Genomic DNA, 16,142 nt, shown 5'->3' on the forward strand with positions numbered 1-16,142 from the left:
CCCGCTCATCCAGCATGGTTCCCTTGCCCCGCCGGTATGGCGAGAGGGGCGAACAACCTATTTGGCTGTGCGATGCCGCAACGTTCCTGCACTCCAATCCTCCGGGTCAGAGGGTTCAAGGGCGGACAGAACAGATGTCTGTCCGCCCCTCAACGCCAGTGGGAGAGGGGCTAGGGTGAGGGCCGACAAGGGATAAACGATGAGCGATGTTTCAACCCATCTTTATGCGCTGACTCATTGGGTGGCGGCGATTGCGAATGGTCTGGCGGCGAGCGGGGTGCATGACGTGGTGGTCTGTCCCGGTTCGCGCAGTACGCCGTTGGCGCTGGCGGTTGCGCGCCATCCGCACCTGCGAGTGTGGATGCATCTTGATGAGCGTTCCGCCGGTTTTTTTGCGCTGGGCATGGCCCGCTCCCGCAATGCGCCGGTAGCAGTGCTTTGCACATCGGGCACCGCAGTGGCAAATCTCTTGCCAGCAGTCGTTGAGGCTAATCTTGCCCGTGTGCCGTTGCTGTTGCTCACTGCCGACCGTCCGCCTGAGCTGCGCGATAATGGCGCGCCGCAGACAATTGACCAGATTGGGATTTTTGGCCGGAATGTGCGCTGGTTTGTTGATCTGCCGGCGCCGCATACGCCGCTCGTGCCTTTTTTGCGCGCCACGCTTGGCAGAGCAATTGGGGCAGCGCGCAGCGCTCCCGCCGGGCCGGTGCATCTCAACCTGCCCTTCCGCGAGCCGTTGGTGCCCGACCGCGCGCTGCTGGCGTCGCTGTTGGCCGCGCCGGTTACGCCGGTGCAGGTGGCGCCGGCGCGCCGGATGCTCGGCGGTACCGAGCTGGCTGCGCTGGCGACCAGTCTGGTTGAGTACCGGCACGGGTTGATCATCGCCGGCCCCGATTGCCCGCCCGATCTTGGCCCGCTGTTGGTGACGCTGGCCCATCGCTTGCGCTTCCCGATTTTGGCCGATCCGCTCTCTGGCGTGCGCTATGGCCGCCATGTCGATGATGTTGTACTCGGCGCGTATGACGCCTTTTTGCGCGATGAGCGGTTTGCCGCTGCGTATGCGCCGGAGGTGGTGCTGCGGTTTGGCGCGATGCCGACGAGCAAGCCAGTCTTGCTCTACCTGCAGCGTCATCCGCAGGCCCGCCAACTGGTGATCGATGGCGGGGCCGGTTGGCGTGAACCGACTAGTCTCGCCACCGAGCATCTGCCGGTTGATGAACATTGGTTTTGTATGGCGCTGGCCGATGCGCTGGCCTCGTCCCAACGCGAGGGGCCGACACTGTGGTTGCGGGCATGGCTAACTGCCGAGCGGGTGACCCGCGCGGCGATGAATGAGCATTTGCTGGCTCAGCCAACGATCAGCGAGCCGGGATTGTTTGCTCGCCTCGGCGAGTGGCTGCCTGCCGGTACGACGCTGTTCGTCGGCAATTCAATGCCGGTGCGCGATTGCGATAGTTTCCTCGGCCCGCGCGCGCTGCCGCTGGCGGTGCTCGGCAATCGCGGCGCGAATGGGATTGATGGCTTGGTATCGACCGCGCTCGGCTTGGCTGCCGGCGGCGCGACGCCGTTGGTGATGGCGCTCGGCGATCTCTCGTTGTTGCACGATGCCAATGGCTTGCTGGCGGCGCGGTTGCATCAGCTCAATGCCACTATTCTCTTGATCAATAATGATGGTGGCGGGATCTTCTCGTTTTTGCCTCAGGCCAGCGAGACCGACCAGTTTGAGTTGTTGTTCGGCACCCCGCACGGGATCGATTTTGCGCCGTTGGCTGCTCTGCACGGCGCCCGTTATACGCTGGCCGTCGATTGGCCGGCGGCCCAAGCCGCTTTGCAAACGAGTTTGGCCGGTGGTCTGCATGTGATCGAGATTCGCACCCGCCGCGACCAGAATGTGGCCGATCATCGCGTGATCTGGCCTTTGGTCAGCGCCGCGCTTGAACGGGTTGGGTTGGTGGAAAGGAGACCGGAGTGACCCATACCTTCGTGACCAATGCCGATATTATTGCCCAAGAGGCGCAGTATACCAGCGGTCTGTACCCCAAGCGCCCGCTGGCGATTGTGCGCGGAGAAGGGGCGCATCTGTACGATGCCGAAGGCCGGATGTACATCGATTGCGTGGGCGGGCAGGGCGCGGCCAACCTCGGCCATAGCCATCCAGCGATTGTGGCTGCGATTCGCGAGCAAGCTGAACGGCTGATCAGTTGCCCTGAGATCTTCCCCAACGATGTGCGCGCGGCGTATCTGGCTGAGTTGGCGGCGGCTTTGCCGTTCCCGTCCCGCATCTTTCTTTGCAATAGCGGGGCCGAAGCGGTTGAAGCCGCGCTCAAGTTTGCCCGCTTGCTCACCGGGCGGCCCGGCATTATCGCGACGATGCGCGGGTTTCATGGCCGCACGATGGGGGCGCTGAGCGCAACGTGGGAGAGCAAGTATCGCGAGCCGTTTGTGCCGCTGGTACCAGAATTTAGCCACGTGCCTTACGGTAATCTCGATGCGCTCCGCGCTGCGGTTGGCCCGCAGACGGCGGCGGTGCTGGTTGAACCGGTACAGGGCGAGGGTGGCGTGCGGCCCGCACCGGACGGGTATCTCGCAGGCGTGGCCGAGATTTGCGCGGCCACCGGTGCGCTGTTGTTGGTGGATGAAGTGCAGACGGGGTTTGGCCGCACCGGCAAGCTGTTTGCGATTGAACACAGCGGGGTGACGCCCGATATCCTGATTTTGGCCAAGAGTATCGCTGCCGGGGTGCCGATGGGGGCCGTCGCTCTTCATGAACGGTTTGGCCCTTTGCCGCCGGGAACCCACGGTTCGACCTTTGGCGGCAACCCGCTGGCGTGCGCCGCTGCCCGCGCCGCCCTGCGCGTCTATCGCGAAGAGCGCATCCCTGAGCAGGCGGCAGCTAAGGGGGCGTGGTTGCTACAGGCGCTGCGCGATCTCAATTTGCCCGCCGTGCGCGAGGTGCGCGGCTTGGGGTTGCTGGTCGGCCTCGAACTCAAGAGCCGTTCGCAACCGGTGATTGCCGCGTTGCTCGATCACGGCGTGCTGGCTTTGCCCGCCGGCCCCAACGTGTTGCGCTTGTTGCCGCCGTTGATCATCGAACAGGCTGATCTGGAACGGGTAGTGGCGGCGATTGCGGCGGTGTTGCGTTCGCCTCTGCCCGCCGCTCCAACGCAAACAACACAATCGCCACATCAGCCGGATTGATGCCTGCCAACCGCCCGGCCTGCCCCAGCGTCGCCGGGCGGAACCGCATCAATACCTGCCGCGCTTCGTTGCGCAGTCCCGGCAGCGCGGTGTAATCGAAATCGGGCGGGATGCGCCGGTGCTCCATCTTCTGCATACGCGCCACTTCCCGCTCTTGACGGGCAATGTAGCCGCTATACTTGCAGGCGATTTCGAGTTGCTCGGCCACCGCCGGCGCGAGTTCCGGCAGATCGGGGATGGCGGCGCGGAGCTGGTCGTAGCGCACATCAGGCCGGGCCAACACTTCGGCCACTGTCGCCGGCTGGCTCAGCGGTTTGATGCCTTGTTCTTCCAACGCCGCGTTGATCGCCGCCGCCGGGTAGATACGCCGCTCGCGCGCTTGCTGCACCGCCTGCTCGGTCTGCGCGCGCCGCGCTTCAACCACCGCCGCCCGCTCGCCATCCACCAACCCCAGCTCATACGCGAGCGGCGTCAAGCGCAGATCAGCGTTGTCGCCGCGCAAGATCAGCCGGTATTCGGCCCGCGAGGTAAACATGCGGTACGGTTCGCGAATCTCTTTGGTGGTCAGGTCGTCGATCAAGACGCCAATGTACGCCTCGGCCCGGCCCAGAATGACCGGCGGCTTGCCTTGCACGTAACGCGCCGCATTGATGCCGGCCATCAACCCTTGCGCCGCCGCCTCTTCGTAGCCGGTCGTGCCGTTGATCTGCCCGGCAAAGAACAAGCCGCGCAGCCGCCGGGTCTGCATATCGGCGGTAATTTCGCCGGTTGCGACCGCGTCATATTCGATAGCGTAGCCGATCCGCATCAGCTCGACATTGCGCAACGCCGGGATCGAGCGCAGCATCGCCCACTGTACATCTTCGGGCAGCGAGGTGTTGCACCCCTGCACATACACCTCCGAGGTCGTCCAGCCTTCCGGTTCCAGAAACAGGCTGTGGCGCTCTTTGTCGGCAAAACGCACGATCTTGTCTTCGATGCTCGGACAATAGCGCGGCCCTACCCCTTCGATAATGCCACTAAAGAGTGGCGCGCGGTGCAGATTGTCGCGAATAAGGGCGTGAAACTCCGGCGTGGTATGCACTTGATAGCAGGGCAACTGCGGTCGCCAGCCATCAAGCTGCGGGTGCGGGTAGACCGGCGCCGGCGGGCCGTGATAGTCCGGCGGCGGTATCGTTTCACCCAATTCGGCGTAGTAGTGGCCGAACGTCAGCGGCTTATCGCTGCCCGGCTGCAATTCGGTCAACGAGAAGTCGATCGTCGCTGCCGCCAGTCGCGGCGGGGTGCCAGTCTTTAGCCGCACCAGCGGGAACCCCAGCGCCGCAAGGTCTTCGCTCAACGCCATTGCCGGCGCTTCGCCGGCCCGTCCCGCCCCCCACATTGCCTCACCGGTAATTGCCCGCCCGCGCAAGAAGGTGCCAGTGGTCAAAATCACCGCCGGCGCGAGGTAGCGCCAGCCGGTGTGGGTCGTCACCGTAAAGCACTGGGTATCAGCGCTCGGCGGCGCAATCCGTTCCACCATCGCTTGGCGCAGATCGAGATTCGGCACCCGCTCCAGCGTCTCTTTCATCAACCGCGCGTACAACCGCTTATCGCACTGCGCCCGCAACGATTGCACCGCCGGCCCTTTGCTCTCGTTCAACAAGCGAATTTGGATCGCACTGCGATCGGTGATGCGACCCATCAAGCCGCCCATCGCGTCAATTTCTCGCACCAGATGGCCCTTCGCCGGCCCGCCAATGCTCGGATTGCACGACATATGGGCCAGCTTGTCGAGATCAATTGTTAATAGCAGCGTCCGGCACCCCAGCCGGGCCGCCGCGTGAGCCGCCTCGCAACCGGCGTGGCCGGCCCCAACGACAATTACATCGTAACGTGTCTGCATATCAGTGTGGCTATCCGAATGGTTATGAATCAAGTTTAGTCACATTGTTGAATGTTTGGTCTTTCTCCTCGCCAAGGCGAGGGCACACTGTAGAGGCAAAGCTCCGCCTTACCCCATACGGTGACGCAATCGCTTGCAAGCACGAGCGCCAACCGCACAGTGTTGACTCCCGCTCAAGTGGGAGATTGCTTCGGTCGGGCGGCATCCAGCGACGCTGGACGCCGCCGCTCCCTCGCAATGACAACGAGACAGCGTCTCGCCGCGCCCCGTTGTCATTATGCGCCGAGCGCAGTGCAGTAACACTGTCTCCTGCGCGCACAAGCGTTAGAACTTTCCCCCACCCCTCGCCCCTCCCCCTCCGGGGGAGGGTTGGGGTGGGGGCCACTTCCTCGCGCCCAATAACAACCTGTATGTTTCCGTGGCCATTCCCACCTGCCACGGCAGTACCCAAACGAGCATGGTATAATACCGCCGCGCGCAACAATCATTGTGCGCGCTATATGATAAAGATATCGCTATGCGCACTATTCTCATTATAGACGATGATGTCGCCTTCACGGCGAAACTCAAAGAACAACTCAGCGAAGCCGGCTATCGCGTGCTCAATACGAGCATCATTGCCCACGCCGAACGCGAATGCGCCCGCGAGCACCCCGATCTGGTGTTGCTCGAAGTGCGCACTGAGCGCGATGCCGGTTGGGAAGCGCTTCCGCGGCTGGCGGCCCTGCAACCGGTGATCGTGCTGAGCAGCGCCGGGTTGGAAGAAGATGTGATGCGCGGGTTTGCTGCCGGCGCTGCCGATTATGTCACTAAACCGTACCGCACCGGCGAGCTGTTAGCCCGCATTCAAGCCCGTATGCTGCCGGAAGCGCCGGTGATCGCGCCGGCGAAGCCGGTGGCGACCGCCGCTACCGTTGAGGAGACTCCTGCAATGCCGAGCAAGCGCCGCCCCGCCGAGGAAGAGCCTGAGCCGGTCTTCATGAGCGAGGCCGAAGAACTGGCGCTGCTGCGCAACACCGAGAGCACGCCGATTCGCCAGTTGACCGAAAGCGAAGAGCAGGCCAGCTTTGGTCGCCGTTTGCGCGCCGAACGCCAGCGCCGCCATTTGACGCTGGTGCAGATCGAGAACGATATCAAGGTGCGTATGTATTATTTGCAGGCGATCGAAGATGAACAGTGGTCGCTGTTGCCGCGTGGGCCGGCGGCGTTGCGCATGATGCGCGCCTACGCGAGCTATTTCGGCATCGACTCAGCGGCTGCCGAAGCCGAGTATCGCTCGCGCTATCAAGTTGACGAAAAATCGCCGGCGTTCTCATTCACCGTCGGCAATGTCAACACGCGCATCACCCGCCGCACCCCGCCCCGCTGGCTGATTATCACGCTCGCGGTTGTGCTGGCGCTCGCCATTGCCGGCGGCGCCATTGCCTATTTCGATCCGGCATTCTTTAACCAACTGTTTGGGGCGTTATCGTCATAAATTGGGGAGTGCGGCAGTTGCATTGCCGCACTCCAAACCTCCGGCTCCGCTCCTCAACCCGCCGCTACGGCTTCTGCCACGGCACATCAGCCACACCGGCCCGCGCATTGGCAACACGCGCCGCAACAAACAGAAAATCTGACAACCGGTTGAGGTATGGCACGATCTCAGGATTGATCGCCTCTTCGGCGGCCAACGAGACGACGACCCGCTCGGCGCGCCGGCAGATGGTGCGGGCCAGATGCAAATACGCCGCAGCGGCAGTGCCGCCGGGCAGAATAAACTGCTTGAGCGGCGCTAATTCGGCTTCCATCGCATCGATCTGCGCTTCGAGAAAGGCCGTCATCTCAGCCGTTACCCGCGGGATGTAGGGCGATTCCTCTGGCGCAGCCAGATCCGATCCCACCACAAACAGTTGGTTTTGCACCACCGCCAGCGCCGCATCGAGCGCCGGATCAACTCCGGCTGCCCGCACCACGCCAATCGCCGAATTGCATTCATCGGCAGTGCCGTACGCTTCCACCCGCAGCACGTCTTTCCGCACTCGCGGCCCGCCAAACAGAGCTGTTTCACCGTTATCGCCGGTGCGCGTGTAAATCTTCATGGGATGGCGCTCCTTGCCAGAGGTCTCGATGCCTGATGCTCGCTCTTCGTAGTATACACGAGAAGCGATCACCAAATTTCGTTATTGCGAAATTGTCCGATCACGTCGCCCAAAGAATCGGCTGCGATCTTGCCAAAATCGCTTTGTTCCGGCTATCCTTGCAAGTGATGGGAAATACAGAGGAGTATCAACGTGAGCGAGCGACACACGCTAACCCGTTATGCATGGCTCTCGATTGCCGCTGCTGTGGCGACGATCAGCCTCAAGCTGGTTGCCTATTGGCTGACCGATTCGATCGGTTTGCTGGCCGATGCGCTTGAGTCGCTGGTCAATCTCGCCGCCGCGGTGATGGCACTCTGGATGCTGACCATCGCTGCCCGTCCCGCCGACCACGATCACGCCTATGGCCACGGCAAAGCCGAGTATTTCGCCGGGGTGATCGAGGGTGTGCTGATTATTATCGCTGCCGGCGGGATTGGCTGGACGGCGTTCCAACGCCTGTTTGCGCCGCAGCCGCTCGACCATACCGCCGCTGGCTTGGCGGTAGCCGGCATCGCTACGTTGATTAACGGCACAGTGGCGATGGTGTTGCTCCGCGCTGGCCGCAAACACGACTCGCTCACCCTTGAAGCCGATGGCCAGCATCTCATGACTGATGTGTGGACGTCGGTTGCCGTCGTGGCCGGGATCGGGTTGGTGGCGCTCACCGGCTGGTATATCCTTGACCCGCTGATTGCATTAGCAGTGGCGGTGAATATCACCGTGACCGGCATCCAACTGGTGCGCCGCGCAGTGCTGGGGTTGATGGATACGGCCCTGCCCGATGACGAGCTGGCGGCTATTCAGACCGCGCTCGCCGATCTCGGCGACTATGGCTGTGATTATCACGCCTTGCGCACCCGCCAATCCGGCGCACGCCGCTTTATCTCGTTTCACCTGCTCGTGCCCGATACGTGGAGCATTCAGCAGGCGCACGCGATGGCCGAACAGGTTGAGGCTGCGGTGCGCGCCGCGGTACCCAACAGCACTGTCTTCACCCACCTCGAACCGCGCAACGATCCGGCGGCGCTGGCCGATATTGCACTCGATCGGGCGGATGAAGCGGAGCACGCCGATCCGGTTGCCCGTTAACCCCTTGGGGGCCGCCTCGCGGTGCGGCCCCTGTCTCCGACGATGTCTTGGTGATCAGTCGTTACGTGAATGCAAACAACGCCACCTGCACCATCCCCACGATGATAAAGACCACGATCACGATTGCAACGATCGCCCCCACAATCGCCCCTGCCCCCACCCCACGCTGCGGACGCAACGGTTCGCCGGCCAGCGTCTGCCGCACGGCCTGCGCAAGCTGGGCCGGAATGTTCGCCGCTGCCGCCGGCTCAATCCCAACCCAAGCCCAATTATTGTTGGCTACTGGGACGAACAACTTGCGTGCTGGGTAGCGATTGAGCCTGCTAGGATCGCCGGTTGGCTGCCACACGCCAACGATCAGATCGGCGCTAGCCAGTTGCGCATCGGCGTCAGGCGCACCACCCGCAATCGTAAGCGCCAGTTGCGGGAACTGTTGGCGTAACACGCCGGCAATCTGCTCCGCTAATGCGCCCTCAGCCAACACCGCTACCCGCACCTGCGCTTGCCGGCTCAATTCAGCCGCTTCGCGCATCCGGGTGTCGGCGCGCAATGCGAACCCATGTGTGACCAGTACCCCTGCCGCTATCAGGCCAAACGCGATCGCCTGCGCTAGATCGGCCAGCAAGTTGCCGCTGAATGGCTCACCCAACGCAATGCTAATCAAGCGGAAGAGCATGTAGATCAAGGCCGAGAGTAAGGTGAGCGACGCGACAAACAAAAAGCCAAAGAGGTAGATCCGCCGCACCAGTGAGCTGCGTTCGGCAACGCCGGTTTCGCCAGCCATAGCCGCCGCGCGCTGTATCTGCCGCCAGCATATTGCCCAGATCGGCAAGCCTGTGACCAAAGTCGCCCCAAACCACGCTAACGGTTCGCGCAGATCGGCGATCGCGTCAGCGCCGGCAAGCCCGCGAATGATGACGCTGAGCAGGCCGCCGATCCCAACCAGCGCTGCCACTTGGCCGATCGCAGCCACCAAATACCACGCCAGCCGCCGCACCCCCGCCTGCCGCGGCCCCTCAGCAATCGCCGCTGCGTCGGTTTGGATGACGGAAGCATGGTAGAGCGCAACCACGGTCAAGACGACCATCGGCGCCACTACGTCGATGAGGTTGCCTTCGACCTGTAGGCCCAACAGGCCGCGGAACACCCCAGCCAGCAAGAAGGTGGCGTTCGTCACGGCGGTGATGGCAGCGACGACAATCACCAGATACAGGTAGAACTTGCGGAATGCTGAACCGCGTTCATCTTCATCGGCGCTGGCAAAGAGACGCTGCGCCCGCCACCAATGGCCTAACCAGACAATGAAACCGATAAACACGTTCAGCATAGCGCTGATGAGGAGTTGGACGATGGCGGTGCCGCTCGCTGAGCCGAAAATCAGCCGGATGAGATCCATCACGCCATTCGCCCAGATCACCAAGCCGGCCCCAGCGGCAAAGAGCAAGTAAACCCGCCGCACCAGCGCCCCCGCGCCGGCCAGCGGCGCTTGATGGGCATCGTTGCGCGCCACGACGCTGTGATAGGCAAACAGCGCACCTAACACCAGCGAGGCAATCACACCGTACCAGATTTGCGCTTGCGGATCGGTGCGGCGCGCGCCGCTCAGCAACGCGAATACGGTGTCGAGCAACTCATAGACACTGCCGGTCAACGGGATCAAAAACGCTGCCAGATTGCCATACAAGTAGAGCTTGCGCACCGCTGACGCGCGCTCGTCAGGATCACGCCGCGCCAGCCGCTCGCCCCATAGCCAGTGGATCAGCCAGAGCGGCAAACAGATCACGAGCGCTGCTAATTGGAACGCGGTTGCGCTGATTGATGGCCGGATAGATGCGACCAAAACGCCGTACAGCAGCCAGATCAGCGACCATGCAAATCCTTGCAACCCGATCGTGGCGCTGATGTAGAGATACCATCGCCGTACGACTGCCATCAGCAGCCCTCCTTCTGCTCCCAGCACCACATCCAGATCCGCCAGCCGGAACTGCTGGTCAGTTGCCAGCCGGCAGCCGTTTGCTCTAATTCCATCGTAAAGGTGTTGCTTGATTGCGAGCTGCCAAACAGACCGCCGCGATAAACGTTCGTCTCCCGTACCGTTACCGTGGCCCGATTGCCGTTGATCGCGGTATTGATGATCGCGTAGCTCGTATCGCTATCAGAAACGCCAAACCGCTGCAATTGATCGCGCATGGCTTGCGCGCTGCGCGGATAGCCGGGCAACGTTGGCGAGAGATAGCTATAAGCGCGATCATAATCGCCCCGTTGCACCGCCAGTATGTAATTGAACGCCACGTCTTCCGGGCCGTTGCCGGCGCGGTATTCCGGTGCGGCGCGCGTTAACACGATCACAACCGCAATAATCGCCAAGACCACGGCGCCGCCGACAATGCCCCATAAAAAGCGGTCGCCCGATTGAATGCGCATACGCTGATCCCTTTCTTTATCACCAGCAAGATGGTGACGCTATCTGCGCCACAACCTTAAACAAGGCGCAATTCCTCACCCTCTTTTTCCTGTTTTAGATCAGACGTATTGAACAGCCGAAAAGTTCACTGCCGCTGCCGTTCTTGGCGTGGCAGCCATTGATCGTGGTTGCGATAGCGCCGCCGTAATCGCCGGCCATACCCTCCCAGCAGCCAGTTGCCTTTCGTCACCAGCCAGTCGGCGATTGTGTGCGCGGCGCTGCCGGTGCAGAAGCCGATGACGAAGGCCCATGTCTCTGTGGGATGCGCTCGTATCAATTCTTGCACCCACGCTGCCCATTCGCGATGGTAGGCCGGCGTCGTCATACCGAGTTGCCCCAGTGACCAGACGACGGCAAACGCCAACCCGTACACGACCGCCGCAAAATAGCCGAGCCGCAACAGCGGTGAGATGACCAGACTATGACTCCAAAAGCCGCGATGCGGGATGAGCCACATATAAGGCCGCCAGATCCAGAAGAAGATCCCCCAGCGGTTGTCGATTGCCGAGTCAATGTCGAGGTCGGGCGAGAACATGATTCCCGATAGCAGATGCGCGCCGCCGAGCCAGAGACTATAGGCGAGGGCGGTATCTGGCGCAACCGGCGTGTATTCCAGATAGGCATAATACGCCAGCGGGGTGATCGCTGCGCCGCTGAGGACAGTAATGAGATCATGGGTGCGAGCAGAGGGCATAAGCGGCCTTATGGAGCATTTCAGAATAATACGCGGCTGAGCATTCGTGTGCCCGCTCGATGCGAGCATATCATCTGCTATAATAGCACGTGTGTTCGCTCTGTGGCGGAGGTTTGCATGGAATCGTCCCCTATTGCCGCCTTGCCCGGCCAGCCGCCGGGGCCGCGCCTTGCCTTTGCCGGTGATCGCCAACGTCCCGACGAAATCGCTGAGTCGCTGGCAGCGCTGGCCAATGCCCACGGCGGCGCGCTGGTGATCAGCGGCGGACGCGGCCCACAACTCGCCCCGCTGCGCGATCCTGCCGCTGCTATCGAGCTAGCATTGTCGGCGGCGCTGGCCTGCACGCCGCCGCTGATTATCCCGCTGCCCCAAGTCGTTGTTTACCACGATATGCCCGTTGTCATCGTGGAAGTGCCTGCCGGTTTACCTTATGTCTACTCAGTTAATGGCCGTTACCTGCGCCGCGAGGGTGCCAGTAACCAACCACTCTCACCGGCGGCGCTGCACCGCCTGTTTAGCGAGCGAGCCGATCTCGGCTGGGAACGGCAGGTTCCTCCCGGCGCGACCTTCACCGAACTCGATCCCGATCTGATCGCCGCTTATGCCCGCCGCGTTGGCCCTCCCGCCGGCGACGATCCATTAGCGCTGCTCGCGCGTCGTGGCTGCCTGATCGACGGCGCACCGACCAATGCCGGTTTGCTGTTGTTTGGCCGCGATGTCGCTGCCCGCTTCCCCCACGCCGAGATCACGCTGGTGCGCTACCGCGGGCGCGAGCCGGCTGATGTCTTCGAGCGGGAAGATATCTGCGCGCCGCTGCCCGAAGCTATTCGCCGCGCCGAGCGCTGGCTGAATGAGCACATGCGGAAAGGGTCGCGCATGGTTGGTCTCGAACGCGAGGATTGGACGCAATTCCCTCCCGGCGCAGTACGCGAGGCGCTGGTCAATGCGGTGGCTCACCGCGATTACGCGGCCCGCGGCGAGGGCATCCGCATCACGCTATTCAGTGACCGGCTCGAAGTCTATTCTCCCGGACGCCTGCCCGGCCATGTCACGCTCGACAATATCCGCGCCGAACGCTTTTCGCGCAATCCGGCGCTTGTGCAGGTGCTGGCCGATCTCGGTCTGGTCGAGCGTCTTGGCTACGGGATCGACCGGATACTCCGCCAATTGGCTGCCGCCGGCCTCCCTCCAGCCACCTTCCGCGAGACGGCAGCCGGCTTTTTGGTCATTCTCCCCGGCCAACCCATCGCCGAAGAACTGCCCGGCGGCGTTGATACGACCGCGTGGCGGCGGATGGGGCTCAACGATCGCCAGATTGCGGCGTTGCTCTTCGTGGTTGAGCACCAGCGCATTACCAACCGCGATCTGCAAGAGATGTATCCTGACGTGAGCGCCGAGACCATCCGTCGCGATTTGTCCGATCTCGTGTCGCGCGGTTTGCTGCTGAAAGTGGGCGATAAGCGGGCAACGTATTATATTTTGAAATGATGACCACTTCCCAAACATCACGACCACGAGCGTCGAACGATCGCCCCACCCTCTGCGCCCTCTACGTCCCCTGCGGTAAAAATCCTCCGCACCCTCTGCGGTAAAATACCATTCTATGAACGAAATCGTCGTTATTCTCCATCGTCCGCAAGACCCGCGCAACATCGGCGCCGTGGTGCGGGCCATGCTCAACACCGGCTTTCGCCATCTGCGGCTGGTTGAGCCGGCCCCATTCGATCACACCGCTATCGCCGCCGTGGCCCACCGCCCCGAACCGGTGCTCGATCAGCTTACGATCTACCCCGATCTTGCCAGCGCACTGGCCGATATTCGCCATCTCGTTGGCCTGAGCGACCGACCTCACCCCGGATTGCCGTGGCGCAACGATGTGCGGCAATGGGCCGCCGAGACCCGCCAGCGCGCCGCAAGCGCCGGGCCGGTCGGGTTGCTCTTCGGCGCCGAAGGCAATGGTCTCAGCCGCGCCGAACTGAACTGCTGCCACGAGATCGTTAGCCTACCGGTCAATCCGGCCTACCCCACCCTCAACCTCGCCCAAGCCGTCTTGCTCACCCTCTACGAATTGCAACAGGTTACGCCGCCATCCGTACCGCCGCCGCCACCTGCTGAACCTCCCGCCACCCAAGCTGAGCTCGACCAACTCGCCGCCATGTTCGACCAACTCATCACCGCCACCGCCTTCGTCAAGAGCGGTGAAGGCCGCTCGCTCCGCCAGCGCCTGCGCGCCATTATCACCCGCGCTGCCCTCAGCCGCCGCGACGCCGCCATCGTCACGGCCCTGCTGCGCGAAGCGGTGCGGCGGATCACCCGCGAGCAGTAGGGGGATGAAACGCTGTGTTATCCTCGTTATGCAATGCCTCAACGCTCGATTCTCCGCTCCCCTCTCCCGCTGGCGCGGGAGAGGGGCTGGGGGTGAGGGCTAGCAGCCTGCGCAGCGGGCTTCGTAAGCCTAGCCCGGCCCTTCAGGGCCGGGCGCCGGACAGATCTTCCGTCCGTCCCCTCTCCCGCTGGCGCGGGAGAGGGGCTGGGGGTGAGGGCCAGCAGCCTGCGCAGCGGGCTTCGTAAGCCTAGCCCGGCCCTGAAGGGCCGGGCGCCGGACAGATCTTCCGTCCGTCCCCTCTCCCGCTGGCGCGGGAGAGGGGCTGGGGGGTGAGGGCTAGCAGCCCGCGCAGCGGGCTTCGTAAGCCTAGCCCGGCCCTTCAGGGCCGGGCGCCGGACAGATGTTCCGTCCGTCCCCTCTCCCGCTGGCGCGGGAGAGGGGCTGGGGGGTGAGGGCTAGCAGCCCGCGCAGCGGGCTTCGTAAGCCTAGCCCGGCCCTGAAGGGCCGGGCGCCACAGATGTTCTGGCCGTCCCCCCTCCCGCTGGCGCGGGAGAGGGGCTGGGGATGAGGGCCAACTAACTCATCGCAACGCCATCAACCATACATACGCTCATTGGTTCTGTTCGCCCTTGAACACTCGCTTAGGCAGCAAGAGGGAGAGCGGCGTCTACCCGCATCCCCCTGCAACCTCACCATCCTCGGCGATATACAACCACCACCAGCCTAAGCGCCTACCTGCTCACTACCGGCACATAGACCGGCCACCTCCCGCCATCCGTCCAAAAACCGGCGTGCAAAGCATAGTTGCCGCCACTCGAGCTGCCGGCCACCGCTTGGCCGACCGTGCCGTGCAGCGCAAACCCGCCGCCGCTGCTATACCCGCCGCCACCCGCCACCACTGCGTTTCCACCGCCGATCGCCGTGATGGTCGCGGCAAGGCGCTGCTCGCGCACCGGCGCCGCTTGCAGCGTGCCAAACGCGACCAAGATAAGGCTTATCACGACGAAGCCGTACATCATCTTGTTCACTATCATCGGTTTGCCTCATCGCACTAGTAAATTAAAACGGAGATAGGCCCGTTTTCCCGCGTCCCATCAAGCCGAAACCGCTTGCAGTACAAGCTGGTGGGTGAGGCATACGCGCAGACAACGACCCGCGGATTAGCCGCGTTAGCCGTTGCCGCATAGTAACGGTTGTCGATGTCGAAACCAAAATCGATCACGCATGCATCCAACGTGCTACTCCACGTCACGGTCACTGCCGGCGGCGCAGCCGGCGAAGGAGGGACGATGTTCACAAAGCTACGCGAGATGGATGGAGCAGACGAGCTGCAATTGACAAACGCGCCAGCCTTGACTAACCCATTGGCGCTGATTGGCTGGGCAACACTGCTGGGGCGTACTTGTAGCAGTGGACGACTGGTGGTGGCACTAGCAGTATACAACTCCCATGCGCCATTATTGAGGTCGGGATTCACTTCGTTATTAGGATTCGAATTGTACGTTGTCCATGCCCGGAATCCTCCACCGGTCGCATAACCATAAAACGGGAGCCCTCTTGCTGCTACGGTGTTCACATACATCCCACCATAGTTTACGTCGTCAGCGCCAAAATCGGCATTGATCCCAAAGACCTCTCTCCCGACGATCCGCGTGGAGCGGCCAATACCGACAAACTGGCTCGCTTGATCAACGTAGACGCCGGGCAACGAACTGGCTACCGGCGCTGCGGTCAAGAGCTGGCGCGGAGTGAGGGTGGTAAAACTGCCGCCGCCGCTCTGCCGCACCCGCACCTCAAGGTAGGTCTGCTGTTGCCAAAACGGATTGCCAAAGTCGAGTTGCACGGTGAAGACGCCATTCACAACATTGACGCCATTCAACGCGACCGTGGCGCCAAGTTGGTTCCCCCCCGTTCCACTGTCAAACAAAGCAAACTCAAAATCATACGCGCCGTTAGCCGGCGCACCGTTGTGGTCGAGCCGGCCTTGATAGGTAAAGGCTCTACCGACGGTCTGCGGGCCGCCTTGGGCATAGCCGGTCTGGTTGAAGGCATTCGCTAAGCTGATCACCAACGCGAGCAGGGCGGCAAACGATGTGAATGACGGGCGTTGCATCTCGCACTCTCCTTCCTTGTTGCTTGGGCAACGAAACCGGTACTATCAATTCGCAGCGACAACCATGCATCACGGTGTCGCCATACCATTTGCGCAGGCTGGTAAAACAACGCACCGCATTGCCCTCGCGAGCCAAGCGATGAGGCAATGCGGCAACCTGTGTGGCTGGCGATCGGCTAGAGGCGTCCAGTGCAATTCCCACCGAACACGAAGGCCCTGTGCGCATTGGCTGGAGATCCCGAAGGCATCA

Annotated in this window: 13 protein-coding genes; 6 read left to right on the forward strand and 7 right to left on the reverse strand. The window is 62.5% G+C overall.

Features of this window, described 5'->3' with window-relative positions; translation table 11 throughout:
* Positions 1-199 precede the first annotated feature (199 nt).
* Together menD and A6A03_RS16150 are read left to right on the forward strand one after the other, a co-directional pair.
* Positions 200-1,972: a 2-succinyl-5-enolpyruvyl-6-hydroxy-3-cyclohexene-1-carboxylic-acid synthase gene (menD, locus tag A6A03_RS16145; protein WP_066790339.1), complete on the forward strand. Its 1,773-nt coding sequence runs from the start codon at positions 200-202 to the stop codon at positions 1,970-1,972.
* On the forward strand, positions 1,969-3,198 hold the full coding sequence (locus tag A6A03_RS16150) for an aspartate aminotransferase family protein (protein ID WP_066790341.1): 1,230 nt from the start codon (positions 1,969-1,971) through the stop codon (positions 3,196-3,198). Before menD ends, A6A03_RS16150 begins: the two co-directional genes overlap by 4 nt.
* Here A6A03_RS16150 and A6A03_RS16155 read toward each other — a convergent pair.
* On the reverse strand, positions 3,086-5,083 hold the full coding sequence (locus tag A6A03_RS16155; RefSeq protein ID WP_066790470.1) for a tRNA uridine-5-carboxymethylaminomethyl modification enzyme MnmG/GidA: 1,998 nt from the start codon (positions 5,081-5,083) through the stop codon (positions 3,086-3,088). The genes A6A03_RS16150 and A6A03_RS16155 overlap by 113 nt on opposite strands.
* Before the next feature lie 517 nt (positions 5,084-5,600).
* Here A6A03_RS16155 and A6A03_RS16160 point away from each other — a divergent pair.
* Positions 5,601-6,560, forward strand: coding sequence for a response regulator (locus A6A03_RS16160; RefSeq protein WP_066790343.1), 960 nt, complete (start codon positions 5,601-5,603; stop codon positions 6,558-6,560).
* Between the two features lie 64 nt (positions 6,561-6,624).
* On the opposite strand, the gene A6A03_RS16165 is transcribed toward A6A03_RS16160, so the two are convergent.
* Positions 6,625-7,164, reverse strand: coding sequence for a cob(I)yrinic acid a,c-diamide adenosyltransferase (locus tag A6A03_RS16165; protein WP_066790345.1), 540 nt, complete (start codon positions 7,162-7,164; stop codon positions 6,625-6,627).
* 192 nt (positions 7,165-7,356) lie between these two features.
* On the opposite strand from A6A03_RS16165, the gene A6A03_RS16170 reads away from it, so the two are divergent.
* Entirely contained in the window at positions 7,357-8,295 is a 939-nt protein-coding gene (locus tag A6A03_RS16170; RefSeq protein ID WP_066790346.1) for a cation diffusion facilitator family transporter, read from the forward strand.
* Between the two features lie 61 nt (positions 8,296-8,356).
* On the opposite strand, the gene A6A03_RS16175 is transcribed toward A6A03_RS16170, so the two are convergent.
* The 3 genes from A6A03_RS16175 to A6A03_RS16185 form a co-directional block, all read right to left on the reverse strand.
* Positions 8,357-10,228 carry a DUF5671 domain-containing protein gene (locus A6A03_RS16175; RefSeq protein WP_066790348.1) on the reverse strand — a complete coding sequence of 624 codons (1,872 nt, stop codon included), beginning with the start codon at positions 10,226-10,228 and terminating at the stop codon, positions 8,357-8,359.
* Positions 10,228-10,719: a nuclear transport factor 2 family protein gene (locus A6A03_RS16180; protein ID WP_066790350.1), complete on the reverse strand. Its 492-nt coding sequence runs from the start codon at positions 10,717-10,719 to the stop codon at positions 10,228-10,230. The genes A6A03_RS16175 and A6A03_RS16180 overlap by 1 nt, the downstream gene beginning before the upstream one ends.
* A 125-nt stretch (positions 10,720-10,844) precedes the next feature.
* Positions 10,845-11,453, reverse strand: a complete 609-nt coding sequence (locus tag A6A03_RS16185) for a metal-binding protein (protein WP_066790352.1) — start codon at positions 11,451-11,453, stop codon at positions 10,845-10,847.
* A gap of 117 nt (positions 11,454-11,570) precedes the next feature.
* On the opposite strand from A6A03_RS16185, the gene A6A03_RS16190 reads away from it, so the two are divergent.
* Entirely contained in the window at positions 11,571-12,941 is a 1,371-nt protein-coding gene (locus A6A03_RS16190) for an ATP-binding protein (protein ID WP_066790354.1), read from the forward strand.
* 115 nt (positions 12,942-13,056) lie between these two features.
* The gene (locus A6A03_RS16195; RefSeq protein ID WP_066790356.1) at positions 13,057-13,779 is read left to right on the forward strand and encodes an RNA methyltransferase; all 723 of its coding nucleotides are present in this window, start codon (positions 13,057-13,059) and stop codon (positions 13,777-13,779) included.
* Between the two features lie 731 nt (positions 13,780-14,510).
* Here the strand turns inward: A6A03_RS16195 and A6A03_RS16200 are convergent.
* The gene (locus A6A03_RS16200) at positions 14,511-14,813 is read right to left on the reverse strand and encodes a hypothetical protein (RefSeq protein WP_066790359.1); all 303 of its coding nucleotides are present in this window, start codon (positions 14,811-14,813) and stop codon (positions 14,511-14,513) included.
* Positions 14,814-14,830: 17 nt separating this feature from the next.
* Positions 14,831-15,892: a hypothetical protein gene (locus A6A03_RS16205; protein WP_066790361.1), complete on the reverse strand. Its 1,062-nt coding sequence runs from the start codon at positions 15,890-15,892 to the stop codon at positions 14,831-14,833.
* Positions 15,893-16,142: the final 250 nt, after the last annotated feature.

This window comes from Chloroflexus islandicus (assembly GCF_001650695.1).
Classification (GTDB): Bacteria; Chloroflexota; Chloroflexia; order Chloroflexales; family Chloroflexaceae; genus Chloroflexus; species Chloroflexus islandicus.

Coding starts and splice junctions, on each gene's coding strand:
- menD (WP_066790339.1), top strand. CDS start 200: ATGAGCGATGTTTCAACCCATCTTTATGCGCTGACTCATTGGGTGGCG.
- A6A03_RS16155 (WP_066790470.1), bottom strand. CDS start 5,083: ATGCAGACACGTTACGATGTAATTGTCGTTGGGGCCGGCCACGCCGGT.
- A6A03_RS16160 (WP_066790343.1), top strand. CDS start 5,601: ATGCGCACTATTCTCATTATAGACGATGATGTCGCCTTCACGGCGAAA.
- A6A03_RS16165 (WP_066790345.1), bottom strand. CDS start 7,164: ATGAAGATTTACACGCGCACCGGCGATAACGGTGAAACAGCTCTGTTT.
- A6A03_RS16175 (WP_066790348.1), bottom strand. CDS start 10,228: ATGGCAGTCGTACGGCGATGGTATCTCTACATCAGCGCCACGATCGGG.
- A6A03_RS16180 (WP_066790350.1), bottom strand. CDS start 10,719: ATGCGCATTCAATCGGGCGACCGCTTTTTATGGGGCATTGTCGGCGGC.
- A6A03_RS16185 (WP_066790352.1), bottom strand. CDS start 11,453: ATGCCCTCTGCTCGCACCCATGATCTCATTACTGTCCTCAGCGGCGCA.
- A6A03_RS16190 (WP_066790354.1), top strand. CDS start 11,571: ATGGAATCGTCCCCTATTGCCGCCTTGCCCGGCCAGCCGCCGGGGCCG.
- A6A03_RS16195 (WP_066790356.1), top strand. CDS start 13,057: ATGAACGAAATCGTCGTTATTCTCCATCGTCCGCAAGACCCGCGCAAC.
- A6A03_RS16200 (WP_066790359.1), bottom strand. CDS start 14,813: ATGATAGTGAACAAGATGATGTACGGCTTCGTCGTGATAAGCCTTATC.
- A6A03_RS16205 (WP_066790361.1), bottom strand. CDS start 15,892: ATGCAACGCCCGTCATTCACATCGTTTGCCGCCCTGCTCGCGTTGGTG.